This is a genomic window from Streptomyces sp. NPDC002577 (genome assembly GCF_053594815.1).
This window is the reverse complement of sequence record NZ_JBSFWK010000033.1, coordinates 63,379-88,525: the sequence shown is the minus strand read 5'-3', so window position 1 is coordinate 88,525 and position 25,147 is coordinate 63,379. Positions and strand designations below refer to the sequence as shown.

Genomic DNA, 25,147 nt, shown 5'->3' with positions numbered 1-25,147 from the left:
CTTGGCTATGCGTCCGTGGTCTTCGGCTCGTACGTCACCGCCACGAGCCGGTCGCTGACCGACGACGGGCTCTCGGACCTCTCCTCGGCGCGCTGTGCGCGGATCGCCGGGTCGGAGAGGGTGAGGACCATCACCGGGCAGTCCTCGACATTGTTGGTCCTCTCCGGTGAGCACTGGGTGATTTTCGTGAATGTGTAGCCCGGGCACAGAGCCCCGGCGGGGAGTTCCACTTGCAGGGTCAGCTGGTTGGCCGGAGTGAAGCGGAACTCTCCCGATTTCGGCGTCTTGGCGCGCTTGCCCGTGATGCCGACGACGACGTCCGCCGTCAGCCCGCGCGCGGAGGCGGTGCGTCCCTCGCCGTGCGGGCCGTACATGTCCACCGTCACGCGGTGTTCGCCGACCGGCGCAGGGAGGGTGAGCGTCCGGTCGCCCGGGGCGATGTTCGCGGTGATGGTGTAGCGGGGGCGCCCGGACGTGCGCGGGCCCGGGTCGTAGTAGCCGTAGGCGGAGATGACCAGCTGCGGAAGTGCGTCCCGTTCGCCTGCGCCACGCGGCTCGGGCCGTACGGGGCCGGTCGCGCCGCACCCCGAGAGCGCCGCCGTGCCGCCGCCGGGCAGCGCGGTGTCCTTGAGCTCGCCGAGTGCGCCGCCCCAGTGTCCCTGTCCGGCGTCCCGCCAGGGCGGGAGATACGGATGGGGGTATGGGTAGAGCAGGGCGAGCAGCAGCAGCGGCGGCAGGCCGAGCAGCAGCCACGACCGCGGCGAGAGCCGGCCGGTCCGGAACACTCAGACCCGCCCCCGCGCTCTGCGCGAGACCACCGCGCGCAGGACGCGGCGGCCCTCGGTCGACACGTCGAGCGCCTGGCGCAGCCCGCCCCCGCCACGGACCGAGAGGAGTTCGAGGATGGTGATCTGACGCCTGAGTTCGGCGGCGACGAGCGGGGACATGGCGTCCGTACTGCCCTCGCGCCGGGCCGTCACGGACTGGGCGCCGTCGTCCTTGGAGTCGAGCATCCGGTGTATCTGGAGTGCGGCCACAGAGCACGCGTCGGCCCATTCGCGCAGCTGCGCGGCCTCGGGCGTGCCGGCCAGGGACTCGCGGCTCTGCGGGAGGACCAGGGGCGCGGCGCCGAGCATCCGGCGGGCCAGGACACAGGCCTCGTCGTCGTCCACCTCCCCCGCGTCGAGGGCGGAGCGCGCCTTGACCAGCCGCTCACCCCAGTCCTCGCCGTCCGTGAGGCTCGCCCACAGCGGGCGCAGCACGTCGTCGTCACCGCCCAGCAGGGGCACGCAACGGTCCAGGCAGGCGAGACCGCTCGCCGCCAGACCTCGCTCGTCGGCCTGAGCGATCAGTTCCACCAGGCTCATCTGCGCCTCCATTTGCGGACTCGGAACCTCCCCTTACTGCGTGCAAAGCCCCGGGAACGTCACTGCACCCGGACCGCGCGGTCTCGGAACGTGACGACCCCGGGCCGCCGCAGCAGTGGAACGGCCGCTCAATTCCGCTGTGCCCCAGGCCCGTTGACCCGCTGCCTCACTGCGGCAGCGGCCCGACCCCCAGCCCGTCGAGGAGCCGGAAGAACAGTGCCTCCGCGAACGGATCCGGGTCCGCGGTCAGCACCTCGACCAGCGGCTCGTCCGGCACGTCCCGGCCCGCCTCAGCCGCCCATGCGACCGCTCGCTCGGCGGCGTCGCGCGGCTCGAGGAAGTAGTCCTCCAGCGTCAGGTCGTCGGCGCCCAGGTACGCGGCCATCGCGCCGCGCGCCAGACACGCGGTCCACGCCCCGCTCTCGGGCCCGGCCGCCTCGACGACCACGCAGTCGCTGTCCATGACGTAGCCGAACAGCGCGGGCGCGCCCGTCTCCAGCGCCAGCGTGTTCATGCTGCCGACGTCCTGGGTGCCCTCGCCGCCGCCCGGGCACTCCCACACCTGCCAGCCTCCGGCGCGCTGCTCGTGCAGCGTCAGTTGATCGCGTACGCCCTGCAGCGCGGCCAGCTCGGCGAGCGGCCGCTCGCTCCTGCCCACAAGGAAATAACCCCAGTAGCCCATTCCGTTGGCCCCTCGGTGCGCTCGACGGCTCTGTCCTGCGGTGAATCTCGGCTCTTTCAGGACTCCTCGGCCGAATACAGCACACCCGTACGCGAGTTCGCCAGCGGTAAGACAGATCTGGCGGTTTCGGGCCGCTCAGCCCACCTTCTCCGCCAGCGCCTTGAACTGCGCCCACGTCATGTCCGGCTTCCCCGGGTCCCATGTCTTCTGGATCATCGCGTTCAGCGGCATCCGGATGCCCTCGGCCACCTGGTCCTGCGTCTGCGCGTCGGCGAGGTCGCACCACACGGAGAAGACGGCACCGAGGATCTGGTCGTTGTACTTCTCCGGGACCGGCGTGGTGCCGCGCAGGACGAGCGGCGTCCACTGCTCGAAGATGCGTTCACCGGTGGGGTAGTAGAACTGGTTGGGCTGGCCGAGGACGTAGTAGAGGAAATCGTCGTTGTAGTTGACGACGTCCCGTCCCTCCTGCAGATACGTCAGCGGCTCCCGCGCCCCTATCTCCCTGCCCGTCCAGTACGCGACCTGGATGTCCTTGTCGGGCTGGACCACGCCGCCGGTGTAGAAGCCGTCGTTCCACGCCTTGACCGTGCGGCCGTGTGCGCGCATCGTCGCCGCCCGGGCGTTCAGCCAGTCCGTCGCCAGGTCCTGGATCCGGCCGTTCGCCCCGTGCGCCTGCTTGGCCGCCGCGGCGAGCTGGGGGTACGAGGCCTCGGGGTTGCTGACCGTCAGAGCGCGGTACTCGTCGCCGCCCAGGTGCCAGAGCGGCCCGGGGAACAGGGCCGCGTACTCGTTCAGCAGGTCGTCGACGAGCTTCGCCGACTCCTTCTTGGAGATGTCGATGGCCCCGGTCACGGCCGTGCCCTGGACGTTGTGCAGCTGCAGCTCGGGGTGTGCGGCGAGCACGGCCCCGAGGTGACCGGGCGAGTCGATCTCCGGCACGACGATCATGTGCCGGGACGCGGCCAGCGCGACGATCGCCCGCACCTCGGCCTTCGTCAGATGCACCTTGGACACGATCTCCGGGTGCGAGTCCGACTCGATGCGGAAGGCCTGGTCGTCGGAGAAGTGCAGACCCAGCTGGTTGTACTTGAGGTCGCCGAGCTCGCGGATGCGGTCCTCGATCCAGCCGGCCGTGAAGTTCTTGCGCGCGATGTCGAGCAGGAACCCGCGCTGGGGCTTCGCGGGCGCGTCGTGCACGACGCCCTCGGGCGCGGAGCCCTGACCGCGCACCTCCTGCTTGAGGGTGCGCGTGCCGTAGAAGACGCCGGCCTCGCCGGGCCCGGTGATCCGTACGCGCTGGTTCTTGACGGTCATGGTGTACGACTCGGCACCACCGCTCGCGCCCGGCGTGAGCGCCAGTTCGACGTCCCCGGCGCCGGCGGCGACCTTCCCGGCGTACCGCAGCTTCAGCTCACCGGCGATCAGACGGCCCTCGTCCGCGAGCGCGTCGTCGTCGACGACGACCCGGCCGCTGCCCGGCTTCCAGCCGGGGCCGCGGGCCGCGGTGAACTCACGGACCGCGGGGATCGTCTGCGGTGCGGTCGACAGCGGATACGTGGGATTGGGCGACTGCGTCGCCGCCGGTGCCGCCGACTGCGCCAGTGGTATCGACGCCCGTGAGGCCGATGGTGTGCCTCTGGGCTGCAGGCTCGCGGCGGGGCCGCCGACTCCGCCTCCCGCCCACAGCGTCACCGTCAGGGCCACGGCGCCCGCCGTGGCCGCTCCCGCACCGCTCCATGCCCAGAAGACTCGACTCACCAAGTCGCACCCTGCCTCATCACGGCCCTGCCGGGCCGCGCTTCCCGAGTTCCTGATTCTTCGAGCGTGCACAACGGACACGTCCGGCGCATCCGGCGGCTCACACGGGGCGCCACGGGCGCACGACTTCCTGTGACCGTATGACCGGATCGATGCTCGTCGACGTCCACTCCGGGCGACGAAACTCTGCCGTCCGGGTGAAATTCGGGCACCGAACGGACAGGTCGCGTCATAGGCCGATAGCGTGACGACACATTCATCACTTCATCCACAGCTGAAGCACGGGTCATTCACCGAAACCACACCACGTCGGGAACCATCAGCGCTCTGCACCGCATCCCACGCAGTGCACCGCATGCACGACAACCGCACGCACTACAACCAGCCTGCACCGCGTCACGCCGCACCGCACGGCACCACAACCCCGGTGCCACGCCGCCAGTGCCCCCCACACCCTCCCCCAGCCAACGCTGGGGGCGCCCCCATGAGGAGCGCACCGCTGCCTTCGCACCGTTTCCCTCGCCTCCCCGGCCGCGCCGCGATTCCGGACCAGAACCTCCGCCAGTGCCTCAAGGGCCCGGGAGGCATTCCCGCGACACCGCGCCTGCCCGGACTCGAGCGGTTCAACACCGCGCCCGCCGATGTCGCCGAGAGCGCGCTCCTCACCTGCTGCGGCAGCCTCCGCTGGGCCCGGCGCCTCGCCGCCCACCGGCCCTTCCCGGACCTCGAGTCCCTGCTCGCGGCCGCCGACGAGGCGGCATACGACCTGACGCCCGCCGAGGTGCTCCAGGCCCTCGCCGCCGAGTCCGCGCACCAGCCGGAGACCGGCTCGGGCACCGCGTTGCGCACCGCGCAGACCGCCCTGCGCGCCGCCCACACGGCGTACGAGAGCCGCTTCGGCCACGCCTTCGTGATCTGCCTGGACGACGTCGCTCCAGAAGAAACGCTCGGCCAGCTGCTGGCCGCGATCCGGGCACGGCTGAACAACGACCCGGAGGACGAGCGGGTGCAGGCCGCCGATGAGCTCAGGGGCCTCGCCCGTGGGCGGATCTCACACCTCGTCCACCGGCTCGGAACGTCCCCGTTCCCGCACGACCGGTCGGCGCAGGACACGGGGCCCCGCCCGGATTCGCCGGAAACAGTGGATTCGGGCCGGCCCGATAGCCCGTACGTACCAGTTTGATTGCCGGTTTGATCACATCGGTAGGCCCCAAGTAAGCGTTCCGACCAGTCGTCGCTACGATGGCCGGGGCCGGTGGACCGTACCCGGCCGGGCCCGACCGACAGACAAGCCGGCGCGGCCCCAATCCCCGCTCCCGGAGGGTTCTTCCGTGCCGGCTGGAACGCTGTACCGCGGCCGGGAAGGCATGTGGTCGTGGGTGGCTCACCGAGTCACCGGCGTCCTCATCTTCTTCTTCCTGTTCGTACACGTGCTGGACACCGCTCTTGTCCGCGTCTCCCCCGAGGCGTACGACAACGTCGTAGCAACCTACAAGACGCCTATCGTCGCGCTTCTGGAGTACGGCCTCGTCGCCGCCATCCTCTTCCACGCGCTCAACGGCCTGCGGGTCATCGCCGTCGACTTCTGGTCGAAGGGCCCGCGCTACCAGAAGCAGATGCTCTGGACCGTCATGGGCATCTGGGTCGTCCTGATGGTCGGGGCGCTGTACCCGGTCCTCGGCCACGCCGTCCGTGAACTCTTCGGGAGCTGAGGCCGATGTCCGCTGACACCACCACCGCAACCTCCGGCATCGGCCCCGTCGAGGGCGGCGCCGGCACCGCGTACGACATCGACAACCCGGCCCCCGTCATCGAGGCCCCGCGCAAGCGCACCGCGAAGACCCCGCGCTCGACGCGCGGCAACTTCGAGATGGCCGCCTGGCTCTTCATGCGCCTGTCCGGCATCGTGCTGGTCGTCCTGGTCCTCGGCCACCTGCTGATCCAGCTGGTCCTGGACGGCGGCGTGAGCAAGATCGGCTTCGCCTTCGTGGCCGGCCGCTGGGCGTCCCCGTTCTGGCAGATCTGGGACCTGGCGATGCTGTGGCTCGCCATGCTGCACGGCGGCAACGGCCTGCGTACCGTCATCAACGACTACGCGGAGCGGGACACCACCCGCTTCTGGCTGAAGATGCTGCTGTACACCGCCACGGTGTTCACCGTCCTGCTGGGCACGCTGGTGATCTTCACCTTCGACCCGAACATCCGCTAGGCACCTGGATACGAGGGACTGAGGTATCAACTGATGAAGATCCACAAGTACGACACCGTCATCGTCGGCGCCGGTGGCGCCGGCATGCGCGCCGCCATCGAGGCGACGAAGCGCAGCCGTACCGCCGTGCTGACCAAGCTCTACCCCACCCGCTCCCACACGGGCGCCGCGCAGGGCGGCATGGCCGCCGCGCTGGCCAACGTGGAGGAGGACAACTGGGAGTGGCACACCTTCGACACGATCAAGGGCGGTGACTACCTGGTCGACCAGGACGCCGCCGAGATCCTCGCGAAGGAGGCCATCGACTCCGTCCTCGACCTGGAGAAGATGGGCCTGCCGTTCAACCGCACCCCGGACGGCCTCATCGACCAGCGCCGCTTCGGCGGCCACTCGCGCAACCACGGCGAGGCCCCGGTCCGCCGGTCCTGCTACGCCGCGGACCGCACCGGTCACATGATCCTCCAGACGCTGTACCAGAACTGCGTCAAGGAGGGCGTGGAGTTCTTCAACGAGTTCTACGTCCTGGACCAGCTGATCACCGAGGTCGACGGCGTGAAGCGGTCGGCCGGTGTCGTCGCGTACGAGCTGGCGACCGGCGAGATCCACATCTTCCAGGCGAAGGCCGTCATCTACGCGTCCGGCGGCACCGGCAAGTTCTTCCGCGTCACGTCGAACGCGCACACGCTGACCGGTGACGGCCAGGCGGCCGTCTACCGCCGCGGGCTGCCGCTGGAGGACATGGAGTTCTTCCAGTTCCACCCGACCGGCATCTGGCGCATGGGCATCCTGCTGACGGAGGGCGCCCGTGGTGAGGGCGGCATCCTCCGCAACAAGGACGGCGAGCGCTTCATGGAGAAGTACGCGCCGGTCATGAAGGACCTCGCCTCCCGTGACGTCGTGTCCCGCTCCATCTACACGGAGATCCGCGAGGGCCGCGGCTGCGGTCCCGAGGGCGACCACGTGTACCTGGACCTCACGCACCTCCCGCCGGAGCAGCTGGACGCCAAGCTGCCCGACATCACGGAGTTCGCGCGGACGTACCTGGGCATCGAGCCGTACACGGACCCGATCCCGATCCAGCCCACCGCGCACTACGCCATGGGCGGCATCCCGACGAACGTCGAGGGTGAGGTCCTGTCGGACAACACCACCGTCGTCCCGGGCCTGTACGCCGCCGGTGAGGTCGCCTGCGTGTCGGTCCACGGCGCCAACCGCCTCGGCACCAACTCGCTGCTGGACATCAACGTGTTCGGCCGCCGCGCGGGCATCGCCGCCGCCGAGTACTCGGCCGAGAACGACTACGTCGAACTCCCGGAGAACCCGGCCGAGCTCGTCGTCGAGCAGGTCGAGCGGCTGCGCAACTCCACGGGCACCGAGCGGGTCGCGGAGCTCCGCCGCGAGCTGCAGGACACCATGGACGCCAACGTCATGGTGTTCCGCACCGAGCAGACCATCAAGACCGCGGTCGAGAAGGTCGCCGAGCTGCGCGAGCGCTACAAGAACGTCGCCATCCAGGACAAGGGCAAGCGGTTCAACACGGACCTGCTCGAGGCCATCGAGCTGGGCAACCTGCTCGACCTGGCCGAGGTCATGGCCGTCTCCGCCCTGGCCCGCAAGGAGTCGCGCGGCGGTCACTACCGCGAGGACTACCCGAACCGCGACGACGTCAACTTCATGCGCCACACCATGGCGTACCGCGAGGTCGGCGACGACGGCACCGAGTCCATCCGTCTCGACTACAAGCCGGTCGTCCAGACCCGCTACCAGCCGATGGAGCGTAAGTACTGATGGCAACCCCTGTTCTGGACAAGGTCGAGGCGGAGTCCGCGGCCTCCCCCTACATCACCGTCACCTTCCGGGTCCGCCGGTTCAACCCGGAGGTCTCGGCGGAGGCGACCTGGGAAGACTTCCAGCTGGAGATCGACCCCAAGGAGCGTGTGCTCGACGGCCTCCACAAGATCAAGTGGGAGCTCGACGGCACGCTGACGTTCCGTCGCTCCTGCGCGCACGGCATCTGCGGCTCCGACGCGATGCGCATCAACGGCCGCAACCGGCTGGCGTGCAAGACGCTGATCAAGGACATCAACCCCGAGAAGCCGATCACGGTCGAGCCCATCAAGGGCCTCACGGTCCTCAAGGACCTGGTCGTGGACATGGAGCCGTTCTTCCAGGCGTACCGGGACGTCATGCCGTTCCTGGTCACCACGGGCAACGAGCCGACGCGTGAGCGCCGGCAGTCCGCCGAGGACCGTGCGCGCTTCGACGACACGACGAAGTGCATCCTCTGCGCGGCCTGCACCTCGTCCTGCCCCGTCTTCTGGAACGACGGCCAGTACTTCGGCCCGGCCGCCATCGTCAACGCCCACCGCTTCATCTTCGACTCGCGCGACGAGGCCGGCGAGCAGCGGCTGGAGATCCTCAACGACAAGGACGGCGTGTGGCGCTGCCGCACGACGTTCAACTGCACGGACGCCTGCCCGCGCGGTATCGAGGTGACGAAGGCGATCCAGGAGGTGAAGCGAGCGCTGATCACGCGCCGCTTCTGACGCTTCGACGGTTTCCGCGTTCGCGGTCGTACGTCGTCGTGGGCCCCGTTTCCGGTGGGAAACGGGGCCCACGTGCATGTCTGGGCAGGCTTGGGTGAAGCGGCCAATTCCCCACGCGCAGCGATGACTTGAACGTGTTCAAAAACAGGTCTAGAGTCATCGACGACAGCTTTTGAACGTGTTCAAGAGTGTGAGAGAGCCCCGCCATGGGGCTTTTCAGAAGGGTGGGGACATGGACCTCACGGTCGTCGCTTACGTGATCTACCTGGTCATCAGCATCGGGCTGACGGTCTGGGTGGCCCGCACGCTCAGCAAGAACGGGCGGATCTTCCTCGCCGACGTGCTGCAGGGCAACGAGAAGCTCGCCGATGCCGTCAACCACCTGCTGGTGGTGGGCTTCTACCTCGTCAACCTCGGCTTCGTCGCGCTCTATCTGAGCGACGACGACGCCATCGCGGACACCCGCGGGGTCTTCGAGGCGCTGTCGACCAAGCTCGGCGTCGTCCTGCTGGTACTCGGCGTGATGCACCTCGGCAATGTCTACGTGCTCAACAAGATCCGGCGGCGGGGAGTCATGGAGCGCGAGCAGCAGCCGCCGGTCCCGCCGCAGGGCTGGGTCGCCCCGGAGGGGCGGGCGTGACCGCGGTGGCCACCGCTGCCGACCGGGGCCGGGACGCGCGCGGCGTCCCGGTCCGCGGGCTCACCGTCCTGTACGACGCGCGGTGCTCGCTGTGCACGTTCGTGCGCGACTGGCTCGTCCGGCAGCGGCAACTGGTGCCGCTGGAACTCGTCCCCGCGGGGTCGGACGAGGCCCGGCGCCGCTTTCCCTCGCTCGACCATCGGGCCACCCTCGAAGAGATCACCGTCGTCGGGGACGCCGGGCAGATCTACCGCGGCTCCGCCGCCTGGATCGTCTGCCTCTGGGCGCTGCGCGAGCACCGCCCGCTCGCCCACCGGCTGAGCACGCCGGCCGGGGCGCGGCTGGCCAGGGGCGCGGTGCTCGCCGCCGCCAAGTGGCGGGAGTCGCACAGCGGCACGGCCAAGGCCGGCGCGCAGTGGGGCGGGAGCGCGTACTACCGCGGGGACGGGTGGCAGTACCACCCGCGGTACGGGTGGACGTACACCCCACCCGGCTGTGACAGCGGCACCTGCGCCACTGGTTAGGCTCTGGTTCCGTGCCAGCACCGAACGACGGCCCCGAAGCCCCGCCCACCGCTCCCGCCGGGCCTGCGCCCGCGCCCACGAAGAGCGAGCAGACCCGCGCGCTCATCCTGGAAACCGCCCTGCGGCTCTTCCAGGAGCGGGGCTACGACAAGACCACGATGCGGGCCATCGCCAAGGAGGCCGGGGTCTCGGTCGGCAACGCCTACTACTACTTCGCGGGCAAGGAGCATCTGATCCAGGGCTTCTACGACCGGATCGGCGCCGAGCACCAGGCGGCGGTCCGGCCGGTCCTGGAGCGCGAGACGGACCTGGAGGCGCGGCTCGCCGGGGTCCTCAAGGCCTGGCTCGACGTGGCCGAGCCGTACCACGAGTTCGCGGCGCAGTTCTTCAAGAACGCCGCCGACCCGGACAGTCCGCTCAGCCCCTTCTCGCCCGAGTCGGAGGGCCCGCGCGAGGAGGCCATCGCCCTCCACCGCGAGATACTGGCGGGCTCCAAGGCCAAGGTCCCGGAGGAACTGCGGGACGTCCTCCCCGAGTTGATGTGGCTGTCCCAGATGGGTCTCGTCCTGTACTGGGTCTTCGACCGCACGGAAGGGCGCGAGCGCAGCTACCGCCTCGCCGAGCGCGGCGCCCGCCTCACCGCCCGCGGCGTCGCCCTGGCCCGCTTCCGCGTACTGCGGCCGCTGGTCCTCGAGGTCCACGAGCTGTTCACGGACTTCCTGCCGGGGATGACGAAGGTGCTGCCGGATCCGGGGGGGCAGGGCGGCACGGGTGGGGTGACCACCGTCGGACGACGCGACGGGTGAGAGGCCTGTTCCTGGCGGGGCCAGGGGCGGGGCCCTCGGTCGTTCTGGCGGGTTTTGGCTGCTACCGAAGGGCGGGTTCCGCACCCGTCGCACGAAGCCAGCCCTCCCGCAGCCCCCACAAGCCCCTCGAAGAGCCACAGTATGGCTCCCCGGTCCCCACCGTGGGCGCGCTTACTCTGACGCCATGCCACAGGAGGCTACGTACGAGCTGCTCGGGTTCGACAACGTGCTGTTGCCCGTCGGGGATCTCGACGAGGCGGTGGCGTTCTATCGGCAGGCCGGTTTTCCGTTGGCGTTCCGGTTCGATGAGGCCGGGATCGCGCTGCTGAAGGTCGGTGGCGAGGTGCCGGGGGTGCTGCTGCGGCTGGAGGAGGACCTCGCTTATCGGCCGCCGCCGTGGCCCGGTCCCCGGGTCTGGCTGGAGGTCCGCGATGCGCGGGCCACCGCGCGGGCCCTGGTGGTGGCGGGGGTTCCGGTTCTGGAGGAGCCGTTCGCCGTGGCCACGGGCTGGACCGTCGAGATCGCCGATCCGTGGGGGAACGTCATCGGGTTCACGGACTACAGCAAGCGGCCTGAGCTGGGGCGGGACCCGGAATGGGGGCAGGGCCGACCCTCAGGTCCATGACGCGTCTCCGTGCTGTTCGGCGACCAGCATGATCCGGCGGAGCATGTCGGACAGAGCGCGCCGCTCGTCCTTCGACAGGACACCGAGGAGTCGGTACTCCTCGTGGCCGAGCACGTCCATCGCGCCCAGCCAGGTGGCCCGCCCTGACTTCGTCAGCACCACATCCACACGGCGGCGGTCGCTCTTGGACGGGGTGCGGCTGACGAGGCCGCGGCGCTCGAGGGCGTCCAGGCGGCCGGTGACGGAGGCGGGGGCCAGGTCGAGATCGGCGGCGAGTTCGGAAGGGGCCGCCGTCCCGCCGCGGGCGGCCAGCTGGTGCAGGGTGTCGAACTCGTGCCGCTCCAGGTCGAAGTCGACGAGGGACTGCTCGCGGACCCGGCGCAGATGTACCGAGAGCTTCTTCATGCGGGTGACCGCGCCCTCGATGTCCGGGTCGAGATCCGGGAGGGCCGGAAGCCAGCGCGCGACGTGATCGTCCGTCCGGTCACGGGCACGGGCAGGGGCAGGGCCGGGGCCACGTTCCGCAGGTCGCTTCGGATCCTGGCGGGTGCGGGTCGTCGGCTGCTTCCGCTCCTTGGGCTCCATGACCCGTCAGCCTACTGCGATCTCCTTCGGCCCCGTATATTTCGTTGACGAAACATTCGGTACCGAAATACATTCACGGCCATGCCGCACCCTCTGCTGCGCAACAACTCCTTCCGCCTGCTCTTCATCGGCCGCTCCCTCTCCCTCATCGGCGACGCCGTGGTGCCCGCCGCACTGGCCCTCGCCGTGCTGCGCGCCACCGGCTCCACCTCCGCGCTCGCGCTCGTCCTGGGCTGCGCCATGGTGCCGAGGCTTCTGCTGCTGCCCCTGGGCGGCGTCGTCGGCGACCGCTTCAACGCCCGGACCGTCGCGCTGACGACCGATCTCGGGCGCTGCGCCACGCAGCTCTTCGTCGGCGTCGAACTGCTCGGCGGGCACCCGCAGTTGTGGCACATCGCCGTCGCCGAGGTGCTCGGCGGTGCCGCGTCCGCCTTCGCCATGCCGACTCTGCCTTCGCTGATCACCGGGACGGTCCCGGAGAAGGAGCGGCATGCCGCCAACTCCGCCCTGGGCGTGGTGAAGAGCGGCACCCAGCTCGGCGGGCCCGCGCTCGCCGGGCTGCTGATCTGGGCCGCCGGGCCCGGCTGGGCGTTCGTTCTGGACGCCGCCTCGTTCGCCGTCAGCGCGGCACTGCTCGCCGCGATCCGCGTACGTCATGTGCCGGTCCCGCGCCGCCGGTTGCGCGAGGACCTCGTCGAGGGATGGCGGGAGGTGCGCAGCCGCGACTGGTACTGGACGAGCCTCGTCGGACACGCCGCCTGGAACGGGGCCGCAGCCGTACTGATGACCCTCGGCCCCGCCCTCGCCGTCGACGAGCTGGGCGGCGAGGGCGTCTGGGTCGCGATCCTCCAGGCGGGCGCGATCGGGCTGCTGCTCGGCTCGCTGCTGGCAGGCCGGGCCCGGCCCCGGCGTCCGGTCCTCGTCGCCAACCTGGGCCTCGCGACGTACGCGCTGCCGCTGGCCCTGCTCGCCGCCGAAGCGCCCGCCCCGGCCGTGATCGGGGCGTACGGCGTCGCGCAGGCGGGGCTCGGCTTCCTCAACCCCGTGTGGCAGACGTCGGTGCAGGCCGCGATCCCGCCGGGCGTGCTGGCCCGCGTCACCTCGTACGACTGGCTGCTGTCCCTGGGGGCAATGCCGCTCGGATACGTCCTCGCGCCCCTCGCCGCGAACGCGTGGGGTGCCGGGACGCCGCTGTGGGTCTCGGCGGTCGTCGTCGGCGTGGCGTGCACGGGGACGGCGGCCGTGCCCGGCGTCCGCCGCTTCACCGTGCGCGACGGCGTGGCGGACGCCCTTCCCGCGTCTGCCGGTTCACGGCGTGGCCCCTCTCAGGAGCCGGCTCCGCGTCATACGCCGGTGCCTGGGGATGGCGCCTGATCAGGCCTGTTTCGAGGCGAGTTCCACGACCGTGATGTCGGAGGGCGCCCCCACCCGTACGGGCGGCCCCCAGGCGCCCGCGCCCCGGGACACGTACAGCTGTGTGTCGCCGTACCGCTCCAGCCCGGCGAGCGTCGGGTTCGCGGCGGCCGCGATGAAGTTGCCGGGCCACAGCTGTCCGCCGTGGGTGTGCCCGGACAGCTGGAGGTCGACGCCGTACCGGACGGCGTCATGGATGACGACGGGTTGGTGCGCGAGCAGCACGGCGGCGCGTGAGCGGTCCCGGTCGCCGAGGGCCTGGTCGAAGTCCGGGCCGTCGCCCTCGCTCTCGCCTTGGACGTCGTTCACGCCGGCGAGGTCGAAGCCGTCCACCTCGACGCGGGCGTTCTGCAGTGGGTGCAGCCCGAGTTCGCGTACATGGTCGACCCACTGCTGGGCGCCTGAGAAGTACTCGTGGTTGCCGGTGACGAAGTAGGCGCCGTGCCGCGCCCGCAGCTGCGCGAGCGGCTCGGCGGCGGGCCCCAGATCCTCGACGCTGCCGTCCACGAGGTCGCCGACGACCGCGATGAGGTCCGGCTGCGTGGCGTTGATCGTGTCCACCACGCGCTGGGCGAAGCCGCGGCCCAGGACGGGCCCGAGGTGGATGTCGCTGACCACGGCGATCCTGAAGCCGTGCGCGGCGCGCGGCAGTTTGGCCAGCGGCACGGTCAGGCGCTTCACCGTGGGGCCGCTGAGCACGCCGTACGCCCCGTAGCCCACCGTCCCGACGGCCACGGCGGCCGCGGCGCCGCCCACGACGCGGGAGACGAAGAGGCGGCGGGAGGGGCCCTGCTCCGTGGTGGTCGTCGCCGGCGCGGCCTGCGGCTCGGACGTCGGCTGGTGACCGCCACCGGCGGTCTCGGCCGTACGCGCCCCGACCGCCTCGGCGACGGGCTCGGCCTCCCGTACGGCCACCGGCTCCGCCTGCGCCCCGGCGTCCCTGCGCGCGAGCCACCGCCGCAGCAGAGGCCGTACGAACTCGCCCGCCAGCAGCGCCAGTACGAGATAGAGGAAGAGCGCCAACCACAGGTACCCCGGCCAGGCCAGCACCCGCTCCAGCCAGAACGGCGCTCCCGCCCGGCCGCTCACGAACGCCCCGACCATGAGCAGCGGCCCCGCCACGAAGACGACCGTGCCCGCCCACCGGGCCAGCGAGCCCCGGGCTGTCGTGTCGCGTACGACGCGGCGCCACGCGTACCAGTGCAGCGCGCCGAAGGCCGCCAGCACGGCGAGTGCGACGACTACGAAGACGACGACCACGCCGCCCCTCCCTCTGCGATGGCCGTCGCGTCGCCCTGTCCCTCACGACGGCAGTTGCGCCATCGTACGTACCGTGCCGGGCAGGCCTCGTAAGGCGATCCGGGCCCGCAGATCCGGACCGGCGCCCGGCGTCAGCGGACACGGAGCTCGAAGGCAGCCCCGACCGCTTGCTGACCTGGGCGTCGTCGTGGAGGGCGGTGATCTCGGCGGCACCGCGCCGACGGCCGACGCGACCGTGAGAGCGCAGGCGCACCAGTCGAGACGGCCTGCCTGCCAGTGCCGCACCGGGACCGGGGTCAGACGCGCGGCTGCGGCATCCGCCTGGGCGCGCCGGTGCTGCTTGCCACCATGAACGAGCACCTGCACGTCGCAGAGCTCCCCGCCTCCCGAGCCGGCGGCGCTGCCGACGCGTCCCCTCGAGCCCGGTGAAAGTGACGCAAGAACCCGGTAGCGCCAGCACGCCCGGTGCCCCGACGGCAGGCCGGACCAGTACGGGTCACATACTGGCAAGGAACGGACTCCACCCTCCTGAAGGACGCCCCATGAAGCTCAGCCGCCCCGTCTCCTGGTTCCTCGCAGCGTTCGGCGTGTGGTCGTGGGTGATCTGGGTCACCTTCACCAAGAACCTCTTCGCAGACGCCAGCGGACTTGCATTCGATGATGGCAAGCCCACGGCCTATCTGTGGGTGCACCTCACCCTCGCCATCGTCTCGTTCATCCTCGGAACGATCATCGGCATCATCGGCCTCCGAGGCATTCTGGCCGCCCGTCGCGTCGGCAAGTAGGGGACGAAAAGCCTTAGGGCCTGTCTGGAGTCGTGATCAGTGGTGGGGAAAAGGATTGGAGGGATGATGATCGGGCTGGTAGCTTCCAGTTGACCGTGACACCGCCCGAGGAGGTGAGACCCATGAACGCTGTATCGACGTGGGTGCTCCCCCTTCCGGTCACGGCCGGCGATTGACGTAGGTGTCGCCAGGAGCGCCTCGACAACCAGGCACTCCCGAAAGGCAACACCCATGCATTCTCTGCAGTTCACTGCCGAGTCGTCGTCGAACGGCACGCTCGAACGCGAATTCACCGTGGGCGACGTCCCCGGAGTTCTCTGGTCGCCGGCCTCCGGCGGCGATCACGCGCCCCTGGTCCTGATGGGCCACGGCGGCGGCGCCCACAAGAAGCATCCGGCGATGGTGGGCCGGGCTCAGCTCCTCGTGAACGGCTGCGGCTTCCATGTCGCCGTCATCGACGCCCCCGGTCACGGCGACCGGCCGCGCACTACGCAGGACGAGCAGGACATCGCCGAGCTGCGCAAGGCGCAGGCGGCGGGCGAACCGGAAGGCCCGATCGTCGTCCCTTACAACGCCCGCCTGGCGGAGCAGGCCGTGCCCGAGTGGCAGGCGACCCTGGACGCCCTTCAGGAACTCCCGGAGATCGGCGCCGATGGGCCGGTGGGCTACGTCGGCATCGCCATGGGCACCGCGATCGGGGTACCGCTGGTGGCGGTCGAGCCCAGGATCACGGCCGCGGTCTTCGGCATGATGTGGCCCGATGCCCTGTTCGAGACGGCGAAGCAGATCACCGTCCCGATCGAGTTCGCCCTGCAGTGGGACAACGAACGCATCCCGCGCGAGGCCGGCCTCGCGCTGTTCGACGCCTTCGCCTCGAAGGAGAAAACGTTGCACGCCAACGCGGGCAAGCACTTCGGCTTCCCCATGTTCGAGGTCGACAGCTCGGTCCGGTTCCTCGCCCGGCATCTCGGCCGGACGGTCACCTCACCGGCCTGAAGGTGAGCGGCAGCGGCGTCCGGTCTGCCGATCGGGCGCTGCTACCGCGGCCCGCGTGCTACCAGCTCCCGTGCGACCGAGTGGCTCACGCGGTGTGGTGGGGCCGGTGAGACACGTCTCACCTCGGCGGCGACAACGCCGACAGAGCCATGTACGTTCTCGATCGTGCCTGCCTATAACACGTTTAATCTGAGAAGCAGAGCCGCCTATTTGGCGGCTTCTGTCGCATTGTTGTCTATTTCTGCGGGTATTTCCGTCGCTCCGCCCGCGCTCGCGGACGACAAGCCGGCGGGCAGTCAGGCGAAGCCGCCGGCCGACATGTCGACCGTCGGCGGGGTCCGGCTGGGCAAGGCGGGCACGCAGGTGAATCTGGCGAACGGTGCGCCGGTCCTGCCCAAGGATGTGACGGCCCGTTCCTGGGTCGTCGCGGACGCGGAGTCCGGCGAGGTCCTTGCCTCGCACAACGCGCACTGGCGGCTGCCCCCGGCGAGCACCATGAAGATGCTCTTCGCCGATACGGTCCTGCCGAAGTTCCCCAAGACGGAGAAGCACAAGGTCGAGCCCTCCGACCTCGCGGGCATGGGCGCGGGCTCCAGCCTGGTGGGCATCAAGGAGGAGGAGACGTACACGGTCCACGACCTGTGGCTGGGCGTCTTCCTCCGCTCGGGCAACGACGCGGTGCACGTGCTGTCCGCGATGAACGGCGGCGTCGACCAGACCGTCAAGGAGATGCAGGCGCACGCCGAGGAGCTGCAGGCGCTGGACACGCATGTCGTCAGCCCGGACGGCTACGACGCCCCGGGCCAGGTCTCGTCCGCGTACGACCTGACGCTGTTCGCGCGTTCGGGACTGCAGAAGAAAGACTTCCGGGAGTACTGCTCGACCGTGCGGGCCCAGTTCCCCGGCGCGACCACAAAGACGAAGAAGGGCACGAAGCGGGGGTCTTTCGAGATCCAGAACACCAACCGGCTGCTGACGGGCGACTACGGGCTGAACCCCTACAAGGGCATCGCAGGGGTCAAGAACGGCAACACCACGAACGCGGGCGCGACCTTCACCGGGGTCGCGGAACGCAACGGCAGGGTGCTGCTCGTCACCGTCATGAACCCCGAGAAGAAGGTGAGCAACGAGGTCTACAAGGAGACGGCCGCGCTGTTCGACTGGGGATTCCAGGCCGCCGGGAAGGTGACGCCCGTCGGCGAGCTCGTGGCGCCGAAGAGCGCGCAGACGGGCAGCGGTACGAGCGGCGCCGCGGGCAGCCAGGACGGCGCCGCCGGTCCCGGGAAGGACGCCTCGGACACGAAGGCCGCGCCGGCGGCCGCCGCCAAGGAGGGGTCGAGCGGCATCGCGACCGCGTTGGCGATCATGGGCGGAGTGCTGGTGGTGCTGGCCGCCGGGATCTTCGTGGTCAGGCGCCGCTGGCCGCTTCCGGACCTGGTGCGTCGCCGGCCGCGCGTCTGAACCGGGAGCGGCAGGCCGCGCGTCAGAGCCGGGAGCCACCGGCATCGCCCCCGGCGCCTCCGCTCTCGCCGCCCCCGTTCCCGTCGTCCCCGTCCGCCGCCGGCTCCCTGTGCTGCGTCGCCGTCCAGGCGGCGCAGACCAGCAGCAGCTTCGCGGTGAAGTTGATCCACAGCATCAGCGCCACCGGCACGCCGAAGGCGCCGTACATGCTCTTCCCCGCCACTCCCCTCATATAGCTACCGATCAGCAGCTTCAGCAGCTCGAACCCGACGGCGCCGACCAGCGCCGCGGTGATCAGACGGCCCCGCTCCGGATGGACGCCGGGCAGCAGGGTGAGGACGTAGAGGAGCAGGAGGAAGTCGGCGAGGACGGCGATGGCGAAGGCGGCCGTCTGGAGCAGCGCTCCGCCGGCACCGCCCTCGGCGATCCCGAGGTGCCGCGCCGTCCAGCCGACCGCGCTCGACGCGACGGCGGAGGCGATGAGCGATGCGAGCCCGGCGCCGCCGAGCCCGACGAGGATCCCGGTGTCCTTGGCCTTGCGTACGAAGGGGTTCTCCTCGCTGTCGGGCAGTTCCCACACGGCGCGCAGGCAGTCCCGCATCTGGCCGATCCAGCTGATGCCGGCGACCAGCAGGACGGCGCCCGCGATGACCCCGACCGTGCCGGCGTTCGCGACGAGCCCGCCGATGTCCAGCTGGTCGGAGATGCCCGGCACCTGATCGGCGATCCGGTCCTCGAGCTCGTGCACCCGCTCGGCGCTCAGTGTCGACACGGCGAGCGCGGCGGCCACGGTGACCAGCGGAAAGAGCGCCAGGAAGCTGATGAAGGTCATCGCCGCCGCGAGCCGGGACCACTTCACGCGGTCGAGACGCTCGTAGCAGCGCCACGCGGGCGTGGTCATCAGCCGTTCGACGAGGGGCCCGACGACGGGAAGTCTCTTCAGCCAGTCCATGATCCTTGTGTGCCCCGCGCGGAGCCCTCTGTCCCCCGTTTGCCGGACCGGAAGACCAGCGTCCGGGTGCCCCAGAAGCGCAGGGCTGTGGCGAGGGCCATGCCGATGCCCGCTCCCGAGAGGGTGTCCGCCGCCCGGGAGGTGAGCCCGAGACCGTAGTGCGACACCGCGAGGCACAGCAGCTGGACGAGGGCGCCGGCGACGTTCACCGCGAGGAAGACGCCGTACTGCCGCAGCCGTGGCACGTCCGCCGCCCGGTGGCGGTACGTGCCGAGCGCGTTGCCCGCGTAGGCGACCGTGCAGCCCGCCACGAACGACAGGGCCTTGGCGGTCAGCGGGTCGAGGCCCGCGGGGCCGCGCAGCCACAGGAAGAGCCCGAGGTCGGCGCCGTAGGCACAGAAGCCGGTCGCCGCGAAGCCCAGCACCTCGGGCGCGAGGGCCCGCAGTCCGCCGGGCTCCGCCACGCCGCCCTGTGCGGGCGGTGCCTGGCTCACCAGCCCACGACCGCGAGGCCGTACATCGCCAGCCACACCAGGCCGATGAGGGCGAGCGGACGGTCGCGGAGCACGACGTCCTCGGGCTCGCCCGCGGTGCCGCGATCGGCGAAGACCGCGTACCGCAGGACCGCGAGGATGAACGCGACCATCGACAGCTGCCGCCAGGGCAGCAGGCTCGTGCCGGCGGTGCCGCCCCCCTCCAGCGCCCACAGGCAGTACGCGAGGACGGCGACACCGGCCGCGAGCTGCCAGACGAACCGCAGGTAGCCGGTGGTGTACTCGTTCAGCAACGCGCGCGTGGCGCCCTGTTTTCCGGCCATCTGGACGGCTTCGGAGTACCGCTTGGCGGACACCATGAACAGCGCACCGAAGCCCGTGGTGATGAGGAACCAGCGCGACAGCGGGATCTGCAGCGCGAGACCGCCGATCATGGCGCGCATCAGAAAGCCCGCGGTGACGACGGCGAGATCGACGACGAGCACGTGCTTGAGGCTGATGCAGTACGCCAGTTGCATGGCGACGTACACGGCCAGCAGCGCCGCCGTCAGCGCGTTGCACAGCACCACGGCCGCGGCCGGGGCGAGACCGGCGAGGAAGCTGCCGACGGCGTAGGCGACGGGGACGGGAACGTGCCCGGCGGCGACGGGGCGGTGGCACTTGACGGGGTGGGCGCGGTCGGCGTCGGCGTCCCGTGCGTCGTTGATCAGGTAGACGGCCGATGCGGCTGCCGTGAACAGGACGAAGACGATGGCCAGTTGGAGGCAGGCCGCGGGTGAGAACAGGTCGCCCGCCGCCGCCGGGGCCGCCACGACCAGCGCGTTCTTCACCCACTGGCGGGGTCGTGCGGTCCTCAGCAGGCTCAGTGCGAGCGCGGGCCGGTCGGCCGCGGGGTGCTCGACGGGGGTGGGGCGGCGCGGGGGTTCGCGCTCGAGTACGGCGGTGCGCTCGGTCATCGGCCCGGCCCCCCGGCGTCCATCGGGCAGCCCGCGGTCATCCACCGGACCCCGAGCCGGGCCGTCAGCGCCCCGAGGGCCGCGCCCGCGGCGACGTCCGACGGGTAGTGGACGCCGACGACGAGGCGGGAGAGGCACATCGCGGCGGCGACCGGCCGCAGCAGGCGCGCGCCGCCGGGGCGGAGCGCTCCGTAGGCGACCACCGCGGCGGCCGCCGACGTGGCGTGCGAACTGGGGAAGGAGTGCCGGCTCGCGGTGCGCACCAGCGGCTCGACGTGGCCGGGCCGGGGGCGTCGCACGACGCGCTTGACGCCCATGCTGGCCAGGTGCGCGGCGGCGGTCAGCGCGGTGCCGCGCAGCCAGGCGCCGCGCCGCTCACGGTCGGCGGCGGCGCCCACGAGCCCCGCGGCGAGCCACACCGCGCCGTGTTCTCCGGTCCAGGACAGTGCGCGCGCGGCCGCCGCCACCCGCGGGTCCCTGCCGCAGCCGCGGAGCGCGGACAGCAACCGGTGGTCCATGTCGTGCATATGGCCCCTTGGTGCTCGATCCATCCGGCTGGCGCTGGACACTCCGTCCGGCCGTCCGGAATTCCACGGTCTACGCAACAACCAGTAATCATGGAGGTATTGGACGACACTCCCTCAATCGCCCATTCAAGTGACGGATGGCCACAGCATCCGCAAACCACTGATCATCGTCCATGTCGGACGATACGGTCGCCGACATGCCAGCAGAGACCGTTTCCGTCACCGGCTGGGGCCGCACCGCCCCGAGCGTCGCCCGTGTGGTCCGCCCCCGTTCGTACGAGGAGGCGGTGGAGGCGGTCCGCAGCTGCGGCAGGCGCGGCGGGATCGCCCGGGGGCTCGGCCGCGCCTACGGGGACGCGGCGCAGAACGCGGGCGGAGCCGTGCTCGACATGACCGGCCTGGACCGCATCCACGTCATCGACACGACCGGCTCGGCCGGCACCGGTGCGGCGGCCGGAACAGTGCTGTGCGACGCGGGCGTCAGCCTGCACCGGCTGATGGAGGTGCTGCTGCCGCTCGGCTGGTTCGTGCCGGTGACGCCCGGGACCCGCTATGTGACGGTGGGCGGTGCGATCGGGGCCGACATCCACGGCAAGAACCACCATGTGTCGGGCTCGTTCTCGCGACACGTCCTGTCCTTCGACCTGCTGACCGCCGACGGCGGGGTGCGTACCGTCGAACGCGGCACCCCGCTGTTCGACGCCACGGCGGGCGGCATGGGCCTGACCGGCGTGATCCTCTCCGCGACCGTCCAACTGCATCCCGTCGAGACGTCCCTGATGACCGTGGACACCGAACGCGCCACGGACCTCGACGACCTGATGGCCCGTCTGACCGCCACCGATCACCGCTACCGCTACTCGGTCGCCTGGATCGATCTGCTGGCCCGCGGGGCGTCCACGGGCCGCTCGGTGCTCACGCGCGGCGACCACGCGCCCCTGGACGCCCTGCCCGCCCGCTCCCGCAGAAAGCCCTTGGCGTTCCACCCGGGACGGCTGCCCGCCGCCCCCGTCCACATGCCCGAGGGCCTGCTCGGCCGTGCCACGGTCGGGCTCTTCAACGAGTTCTGGTACCGCAAGGCCCCCAGGTCGCGCACGGGCGAACTGCAGAAGATCTCCACGTTCTTCCACCCGCTCGACGGCGTCCCCCACTGGAACCGCATCTACGGGCGCAGCGGCTTCGTCCAGTACCAGTTCGTCATCGGATACGGAAAGGAGGACGCCCTGCGCCGGATCGTGCGCCGCATCTCCGGGCGCGGCTGTCCCTCCTTCCTGGCGGTGCTCAAGCGGTTCGGGGAAGGCGACCCGGGCTGGCTGTCCTTCCCGATGCCGGGCTGGACGCTCGCCCTGGACATCCCGGCGCACCTGCCGGGCCTCGCCGGCTTCCTCGACGAGCTCGACGAGGAGGTCGCGGTGGCCGACGGGCGCGTCTACCTCGCCAAGGACTCCCGGCTCCGGCCGGAACTGCTCGCCGGGATGTACCCCCGCCTCGGGGACTTCCGTGCGCTGCGCGCGGAACTCGACCCGCGGGGGGTGTTCGTGTCGGACCTGTCCCGCCGGCTGAACCTCTGACCCTCCGTCCGGCCACCCCCAGGAACCGGACCAGGAGCCGGACCATCCCCAGGAGTTGGTTGTCATGAAGGACGCCTTCGGCACCCCGCAGTCCCTGCTCGTCCTCGGCGGCACATCGGAGATCGCGCTCGCCACCGCACGCCGCCTCATCGCGCGGCGCACCCGTACGGTGTGGCTGGCCGGCCGCCCCTCGCCCGCCCTCGAGGCGGCAGCCGAGCAGCTGCGCGCGCTGGGCGCGGACACCCGTACCCTCGCGTTCGACGCGCTCGAACCCGCCTCGCACGAGGAGGTGCTCGGCAAGGTCTTCGCCGAGGGCGACATCGACGTGGTGCTGCTGGCCTTCGGTATCCTCGGCGACCAGGCGCGCGACGAGGGCGACCCGGCGGCGGCGGTGCGCGTCGCGCAGACCAACTACACGGGCGGGGTGTCCGCGGGCCTGGTGTGCGCCAGGGCACTGCAGTCCCAGGGCCACGGCTCTCTCGTGGTGCTGTCGTCGGTCGCGGGCGAGCGGGCCCGCCGCTCCAACTTCATCTACGGATCGAGCAAGGCGGGCCTCGACGCCTTCACACAGGGCCTCGGCGACGCCCTGCACGGCACGGGCGTCCACGTCATGGTCGTACGCCCCGGATTCGTCCGTTCGAAGATGACCGCGGGCCTGCAGGAGGCGCCGATGGCCACGACTCCGGACGCGGTGGCCACGGCCATCGAGACGGGGCTGCGGCGCCGCTCCGAGGTGGTGTGGGTGCCGGGCACACTGCGGCTGGTGATGTCGGGGCTGCGGCATGTCCCGCGGGCGCTGTTCCGCAGGCTGCCCGTGTAGCCGGCCCGGCTAAGTAGCGGTTGCCCTGGAGGAACGTCCCGCGCTCACCGTCGAGGGCCACCGGGACGCGTCTGGCGCAGTCCCCCTTCGCGTCCGGCTGCTTGGTCCAGCGAGTGCCGTCCTCCCCGCTGAAGTCGACGGTGGGGATGGCGGCGCCCGCCACCCAGATGTCGTCGCGCGCGGTCGCGATCACGTCGGAGAGCTTGCCGAGGTCCTTGTAGACGTTTCGTACCGCCAGCTCGGCCCGGAGCCGGACGCCGGTCCGGAGCCGGAACCCACCGATGCACAACCGGCGGCCGCCAGGGCCAGCACCGCGAGGGCCGCCACCGTCCTGCGCATGGTCCCCCCGTCGTTCGTTCGCCGGCTCAGTGCGCGGGAAGCGTCCTCCGGACCACGGGCGCCGACGCCTGCAGAGGTACGACGAGACGGCCGGCGGGCTCGTCGCCCCCGAAGACGTAGTCGCGGAGCTTGCGCCACACGGCGTCGGCCCCCTGCTCGTAGAGCGCGAACCCGGTGCAGGGCCACTGCGCCTCGAACCCCGCGAGCTCCTCGTACGCCCGGTCCATCGCCTCGTCGTCGATGCCGTGGGCCACCGTGACATGCGGGTGGTACGGGAACTGCAGTTCGCGTGCAACCGGGCCTGATGCGTCCCGGACCTGCTTCTGCAGCCAGGTGCAGGCCTCGACGCCCTCCACGACCTGTACGTACACGACGGGCGACAGCGGCCGGAACGTCCCCGTGCCCGACAGCCGCATCGGGAAGCAGCGGCCCGCGGCCGCGACCTCCAGCAGATGCGCCTCGATCGCGGGCAGCTCCGAGTCGTCGACCTCCGTGGGCGGCAGCAGCGTGACGTGGGTGGGGATGCCGTACGCCGCGGGGTCACCGAAGCCCGCGCGCCGCTCCTGGAGCAGGCTGCCGTGTGGCTCCGGGACCGCGATCGACACACCGATCGTTACGGTCCCCACGTCTTACTCCTGTCGTCGCGTCGGGTGGTGGACAGTCGGGCAGGGAAGAACCGGCCGGCTCGTCCGGCCGGTTCTTCGCCTCAGTGTTTGGCGGGCAGGAAGCCCGCCTTCGCATACGCCTGGGAGAGCGTCTCCGCGGCGACGGCTCGTGCCTTCTCGGCGCCCTTGGCCAGGATCGAGTCGAGCGTCTCCGGGTCGTCCAGATACTGCTGGGTCCGCTCCTGGAACGGCGTCACGAACTCGACCATGACCTCGGCGAGGTCCGTCTTGAGCGCACCGTAGCCCTTGCCGGCGTACTTCTGCTCCAGTTCGGCGATACCCGTGCCCGTGAGGGTCGAGTAGATGGTGAGCAGGTTGCTGACGCCCGGCTTGTTCTCCGCGTCGTACCGGATGACCGTGTCCGTGTCGGTGACCGCGCTCTTGACCTTCTTGGCGGTGGCCTTCGGGTCGTCGAGGAGGTTGACGATGCCCTTCGGCGTGGACGCCGACTTGCTCATCTTGACCGACGGGTCCTGCAGGTCGTAGATCTTCGCGGTCTCCTTGAGGATGTACGGCTTCGGGACCGTGAAGGTCTCGCCGAACCGGCCGTTGAACCGCTCGGCGAGGTCGCGTGTGAGCTCGATGTGCTGGCGCTGGTCCTCGCCCACCGGCACCTCGTTGGCCTGGTAGAGGAGGATGTCGGCGACCTGCAGGATCGGGTACGTGAACAGGCCGACGGATGCCCGCTCGGCACCCTGCTTGGCGGACTTGTCCTTGAACTGCGTCATACGGGACGCCTCGCCGAAGCCGGTCAGGCAGTTCATGACCCAGGCGAGCTGCGCGTGCTCGGGGACGTGGCTCTGCACGAAGAGGGTGCAGCGCTCCGGGTCGAGACCGGCACCGAGGAGCTGGGCCGCGGCGAACCGGGTGTTGGCGCGCAGCTCGGCCGGGTCCTGCGGGACGGTGATCGCGTGCAGGTCGGCCAGCATGTAGAACGCGTCGTGGGTCTCCTGCAGCGCCACCCACTGGCGCACCGCTCCCAGGTAGTTCCCGAGGTGGAACGAGCCTGCGGTGGGCTGGATTCCGGAGAGGACACGCGGACGGGCGCCGGACGCGGAGCGGGGCGTCTCGGGCCCCGGGGCGACGGGTGGGTGATCAGAGACCATGCTCAACATTCTCTCAGGTACGCGCGAAAGCTTGGGAACCGATCCGCGACAGCTCCC

27 protein-coding genes are annotated in these 25,147 nt (G+C 70.8%); 15 read left to right on the top strand and 12 right to left on the bottom strand.

Features of this window, described 5'->3' with window-relative positions; translation table 11 throughout:
* Window positions 1-5 precede the first annotated feature (5 nt).
* From ACWD4J_RS31210 to ACWD4J_RS31195, 4 genes are all read right to left on the bottom strand, one after another.
* On the bottom strand, window positions 6-785 hold the full coding sequence (locus tag ACWD4J_RS31210) for a hypothetical protein (RefSeq protein WP_451398806.1): 780 nt from the start codon (window positions 783-785) through the stop codon (window positions 6-8).
* Complete coding sequence (locus ACWD4J_RS31205) at window positions 786-1,367, bottom strand: hypothetical protein (RefSeq protein WP_451398805.1); 582 nt, start codon at window positions 1,365-1,367, stop codon at window positions 786-788.
* Between the two features lie 166 nt (window positions 1,368-1,533).
* The gene (locus tag ACWD4J_RS31200) at window positions 1,534-2,049 is read right to left on the bottom strand and encodes a hypothetical protein (protein ID WP_451398804.1); all 516 of its coding nucleotides are present in this window, start codon (window positions 2,047-2,049) and stop codon (window positions 1,534-1,536) included.
* 135 nt (window positions 2,050-2,184) lie between these two features.
* Window positions 2,185-3,810 carry a family 20 glycosylhydrolase gene (locus ACWD4J_RS31195; RefSeq protein WP_451398803.1) on the bottom strand — a complete coding sequence of 542 codons (1,626 nt, stop codon included), beginning with the start codon at window positions 3,808-3,810 and terminating at the stop codon, window positions 2,185-2,187.
* Between the two features lie 484 nt (window positions 3,811-4,294).
* Between ACWD4J_RS31195 and ACWD4J_RS31190 the strand changes: the two genes are divergently transcribed.
* The 9 genes from ACWD4J_RS31190 to ACWD4J_RS31150 all read left to right on the top strand — a co-directional run bounded on the left by ACWD4J_RS31190 (window position 4,295) and on the right by ACWD4J_RS31150 (window position 11,160).
* Window positions 4,295-4,993 (top strand): 2-oxo-4-hydroxy-4-carboxy-5-ureidoimidazoline decarboxylase, encoded by a 699-nt coding sequence (locus ACWD4J_RS31190; RefSeq protein ID WP_451398802.1) that lies wholly within the window; start codon window positions 4,295-4,297, stop codon window positions 4,991-4,993.
* Between the two features lie 148 nt (window positions 4,994-5,141).
* Window positions 5,142-5,522, top strand: a complete 381-nt coding sequence (gene sdhC / locus ACWD4J_RS31185) for a succinate dehydrogenase, cytochrome b556 subunit (protein ID WP_451398801.1) — start codon at window positions 5,142-5,144, stop codon at window positions 5,520-5,522.
* A gap of 5 nt (window positions 5,523-5,527) precedes the next feature.
* A complete protein-coding gene (locus ACWD4J_RS31180) occupies window positions 5,528-6,019 on the top strand; it encodes a succinate dehydrogenase hydrophobic membrane anchor subunit (RefSeq protein ID WP_451398800.1) in 492 nt (163 codons plus the stop codon).
* Window positions 6,020-6,052: 33 nt separating this feature from the next.
* Window positions 6,053-7,807 (top strand): succinate dehydrogenase flavoprotein subunit, encoded by a 1,755-nt coding sequence (gene sdhA, locus ACWD4J_RS31175; protein WP_451398799.1) that lies wholly within the window; start codon window positions 6,053-6,055, stop codon window positions 7,805-7,807.
* On the top strand, window positions 7,807-8,565 hold the full coding sequence (locus ACWD4J_RS31170) for a succinate dehydrogenase iron-sulfur subunit (RefSeq protein ID WP_451398798.1): 759 nt from the start codon (window positions 7,807-7,809) through the stop codon (window positions 8,563-8,565). The genes sdhA and ACWD4J_RS31170 overlap by 1 nt, the downstream gene beginning before the upstream one ends.
* Before the next feature lie 232 nt (window positions 8,566-8,797).
* Window positions 8,798-9,205, top strand: a complete 408-nt coding sequence (locus tag ACWD4J_RS31165) for a hypothetical protein (protein ID WP_451398797.1) — start codon at window positions 8,798-8,800, stop codon at window positions 9,203-9,205.
* Entirely contained in the window at window positions 9,202-9,729 is a 528-nt protein-coding gene (locus tag ACWD4J_RS31160; protein WP_451398796.1) for a thiol-disulfide oxidoreductase DCC family protein, read from the top strand. Before ACWD4J_RS31165 ends, ACWD4J_RS31160 begins: the two co-directional genes overlap by 4 nt.
* Before the next feature lie 11 nt (window positions 9,730-9,740).
* A complete protein-coding gene (locus tag ACWD4J_RS31155) occupies window positions 9,741-10,535 on the top strand; it encodes a TetR family transcriptional regulator (RefSeq protein WP_451398795.1) in 795 nt (264 codons plus the stop codon).
* A gap of 184 nt (window positions 10,536-10,719) precedes the next feature.
* Window positions 10,720-11,160: a VOC family protein gene (locus ACWD4J_RS31150; RefSeq protein WP_451398794.1), complete on the top strand. Its 441-nt coding sequence runs from the start codon at window positions 10,720-10,722 to the stop codon at window positions 11,158-11,160.
* Here ACWD4J_RS31150 and ACWD4J_RS31145 read toward each other — a convergent pair.
* The gene (locus ACWD4J_RS31145) at window positions 11,149-11,745 is read right to left on the bottom strand and encodes a MarR family winged helix-turn-helix transcriptional regulator (RefSeq protein ID WP_451398793.1); all 597 of its coding nucleotides are present in this window, start codon (window positions 11,743-11,745) and stop codon (window positions 11,149-11,151) included. The two genes, ACWD4J_RS31150 and ACWD4J_RS31145, sit on opposite strands and share 12 nt — an antisense overlap.
* Window positions 11,746-11,826: 81 nt before the next feature.
* Between ACWD4J_RS31145 and ACWD4J_RS31140 the strand changes: the two genes are divergently transcribed.
* The gene (locus ACWD4J_RS31140) at window positions 11,827-13,119 is read left to right on the top strand and encodes an MFS transporter (RefSeq protein WP_451398792.1); all 1,293 of its coding nucleotides are present in this window, start codon (window positions 11,827-11,829) and stop codon (window positions 13,117-13,119) included.
* Here ACWD4J_RS31140 and ACWD4J_RS31135 read toward each other — a convergent pair whose 3' ends face one another.
* On the bottom strand, window positions 13,120-14,418 hold the full coding sequence (locus ACWD4J_RS31135; RefSeq protein WP_451398791.1) for a metallophosphoesterase: 1,299 nt from the start codon (window positions 14,416-14,418) through the stop codon (window positions 13,120-13,122).
* A 542-nt stretch (window positions 14,419-14,960) separates the two neighbouring features.
* Here ACWD4J_RS31135 and ACWD4J_RS31130 point away from each other — a divergent pair.
* From ACWD4J_RS31130 to ACWD4J_RS31120, 3 genes are all read left to right on the top strand, one after another.
* Window positions 14,961-15,203: an SCO4848 family membrane protein gene (locus ACWD4J_RS31130; protein ID WP_451398790.1), complete on the top strand. Its 243-nt coding sequence runs from the start codon at window positions 14,961-14,963 to the stop codon at window positions 15,201-15,203.
* A gap of 231 nt (window positions 15,204-15,434) precedes the next feature.
* Window positions 15,435-16,199 carry an alpha/beta hydrolase family protein gene (locus tag ACWD4J_RS31125; RefSeq protein ID WP_451398789.1) on the top strand — a complete coding sequence of 255 codons (765 nt, stop codon included), beginning with the start codon at window positions 15,435-15,437 and terminating at the stop codon, window positions 16,197-16,199.
* A 249-nt stretch (window positions 16,200-16,448) separates the two neighbouring features.
* Window positions 16,449-17,660: a D-alanyl-D-alanine carboxypeptidase family protein gene (locus tag ACWD4J_RS31120; RefSeq protein ID WP_451398818.1), complete on the top strand. Its 1,212-nt coding sequence runs from the start codon at window positions 16,449-16,451 to the stop codon at window positions 17,658-17,660.
* Between the two features lie 22 nt (window positions 17,661-17,682).
* On the opposite strand, the gene ACWD4J_RS31115 is transcribed toward ACWD4J_RS31120, so the two are convergent.
* Genes ACWD4J_RS31115 through ACWD4J_RS31100 form a run of 4 tightly spaced genes read right to left on the bottom strand, consistent with a single transcriptional unit; the run spans window position 17,683 to window position 20,589 of the window.
* The gene (locus ACWD4J_RS31115; RefSeq protein WP_451398788.1) at window positions 17,683-18,612 is read right to left on the bottom strand and encodes a YihY/virulence factor BrkB family protein; all 930 of its coding nucleotides are present in this window, start codon (window positions 18,610-18,612) and stop codon (window positions 17,683-17,685) included.
* Complete coding sequence (locus tag ACWD4J_RS31110; RefSeq protein ID WP_451398817.1) at window positions 18,600-19,076, bottom strand: GtrA family protein; 477 nt, start codon at window positions 19,074-19,076, stop codon at window positions 18,600-18,602. Before ACWD4J_RS31110 ends, ACWD4J_RS31115 begins: the two co-directional genes overlap by 13 nt.
* A gap of 26 nt (window positions 19,077-19,102) precedes the next feature.
* Window positions 19,103-20,062 carry a decaprenyl-phosphate phosphoribosyltransferase gene (locus tag ACWD4J_RS31105; RefSeq protein WP_451398787.1) on the bottom strand — a complete coding sequence of 320 codons (960 nt, stop codon included), beginning with the start codon at window positions 20,060-20,062 and terminating at the stop codon, window positions 19,103-19,105.
* Window positions 20,059-20,589, bottom strand: coding sequence for a phosphatase PAP2 family protein (locus tag ACWD4J_RS31100; RefSeq protein WP_451398786.1), 531 nt, complete (start codon window positions 20,587-20,589; stop codon window positions 20,059-20,061). The genes ACWD4J_RS31105 and ACWD4J_RS31100 overlap by 4 nt, the downstream gene beginning before the upstream one ends.
* Before the next feature lie 197 nt (window positions 20,590-20,786).
* Between ACWD4J_RS31100 and ACWD4J_RS31095 the strand changes: the two genes are divergently transcribed.
* Window positions 20,787-22,160 carry an FAD-binding protein gene (locus ACWD4J_RS31095; protein ID WP_451398785.1) on the top strand — a complete coding sequence of 458 codons (1,374 nt, stop codon included), beginning with the start codon at window positions 20,787-20,789 and terminating at the stop codon, window positions 22,158-22,160.
* Window positions 22,161-22,224: 64 nt separating this feature from the next.
* Window positions 22,225-22,980, top strand: coding sequence for a decaprenylphospho-beta-D-erythro-pentofuranosid-2-ulose 2-reductase (locus ACWD4J_RS31090; RefSeq protein WP_451398784.1), 756 nt, complete (start codon window positions 22,225-22,227; stop codon window positions 22,978-22,980).
* 365 nt (window positions 22,981-23,345) lie between these two features.
* Here the strand turns inward: ACWD4J_RS31090 and ACWD4J_RS31085 are convergent, their stop codons facing one another.
* Entirely contained in the window at window positions 23,346-23,945 is a 600-nt protein-coding gene (locus ACWD4J_RS31085; RefSeq protein WP_451398783.1) for a 2'-5' RNA ligase family protein, read from the bottom strand.
* An 80-nt stretch (window positions 23,946-24,025) separates the two neighbouring features.
* Window positions 24,026-25,090, bottom strand: a complete 1,065-nt coding sequence (gene trpS, locus ACWD4J_RS31080) for a tryptophan--tRNA ligase (RefSeq protein ID WP_451398782.1) — start codon at window positions 25,088-25,090, stop codon at window positions 24,026-24,028.
* Window positions 25,091-25,147 lie beyond the last annotated feature (57 nt).

Coding starts and splice junctions, on each gene's coding strand:
- ACWD4J_RS31205 (WP_451398805.1), bottom strand. CDS start 1,367: ATGAGCCTGGTGGAACTGATCGCTCAGGCCGACGAGCGAGGTCTGGCG.
- ACWD4J_RS31200 (WP_451398804.1), bottom strand. CDS start 2,049: ATGGGCTACTGGGGTTATTTCCTTGTGGGCAGGAGCGAGCGGCCGCTC.
- ACWD4J_RS31190 (WP_451398802.1), top strand. CDS start 4,295: ATGAGGAGCGCACCGCTGCCTTCGCACCGTTTCCCTCGCCTCCCCGGC.
- ACWD4J_RS31180 (WP_451398800.1), top strand. CDS start 5,528: ATGTCCGCTGACACCACCACCGCAACCTCCGGCATCGGCCCCGTCGAG.
- sdhA (WP_451398799.1), top strand. CDS start 6,053: ATGAAGATCCACAAGTACGACACCGTCATCGTCGGCGCCGGTGGCGCC.
- ACWD4J_RS31170 (WP_451398798.1), top strand. CDS start 7,807: ATGGCAACCCCTGTTCTGGACAAGGTCGAGGCGGAGTCCGCGGCCTCC.
- ACWD4J_RS31165 (WP_451398797.1), top strand. CDS start 8,798: ATGGACCTCACGGTCGTCGCTTACGTGATCTACCTGGTCATCAGCATC.
- ACWD4J_RS31150 (WP_451398794.1), top strand. CDS start 10,720: ATGCCACAGGAGGCTACGTACGAGCTGCTCGGGTTCGACAACGTGCTG.
- ACWD4J_RS31145 (WP_451398793.1), bottom strand. CDS start 11,745: ATGGAGCCCAAGGAGCGGAAGCAGCCGACGACCCGCACCCGCCAGGAT.
- ACWD4J_RS31140 (WP_451398792.1), top strand. CDS start 11,827: ATGCCGCACCCTCTGCTGCGCAACAACTCCTTCCGCCTGCTCTTCATC.
- ACWD4J_RS31130 (WP_451398790.1), top strand. CDS start 14,961: ATGAAGCTCAGCCGCCCCGTCTCCTGGTTCCTCGCAGCGTTCGGCGTG.
- ACWD4J_RS31125 (WP_451398789.1), top strand. CDS start 15,435: ATGCATTCTCTGCAGTTCACTGCCGAGTCGTCGTCGAACGGCACGCTC.
- ACWD4J_RS31115 (WP_451398788.1), bottom strand. CDS start 18,612: ATGGACTGGCTGAAGAGACTTCCCGTCGTCGGGCCCCTCGTCGAACGG.
- ACWD4J_RS31105 (WP_451398787.1), bottom strand. CDS start 20,062: ATGACCGAGCGCACCGCCGTACTCGAGCGCGAACCCCCGCGCCGCCCC.
- ACWD4J_RS31100 (WP_451398786.1), bottom strand. CDS start 20,589: ATGCACGACATGGACCACCGGTTGCTGTCCGCGCTCCGCGGCTGCGGC.
- ACWD4J_RS31095 (WP_451398785.1), top strand. CDS start 20,787: ATGCCAGCAGAGACCGTTTCCGTCACCGGCTGGGGCCGCACCGCCCCG.
- ACWD4J_RS31090 (WP_451398784.1), top strand. CDS start 22,225: ATGAAGGACGCCTTCGGCACCCCGCAGTCCCTGCTCGTCCTCGGCGGC.
- trpS (WP_451398782.1), bottom strand. CDS start 25,090: ATGGTCTCTGATCACCCACCCGTCGCCCCGGGGCCCGAGACGCCCCGC.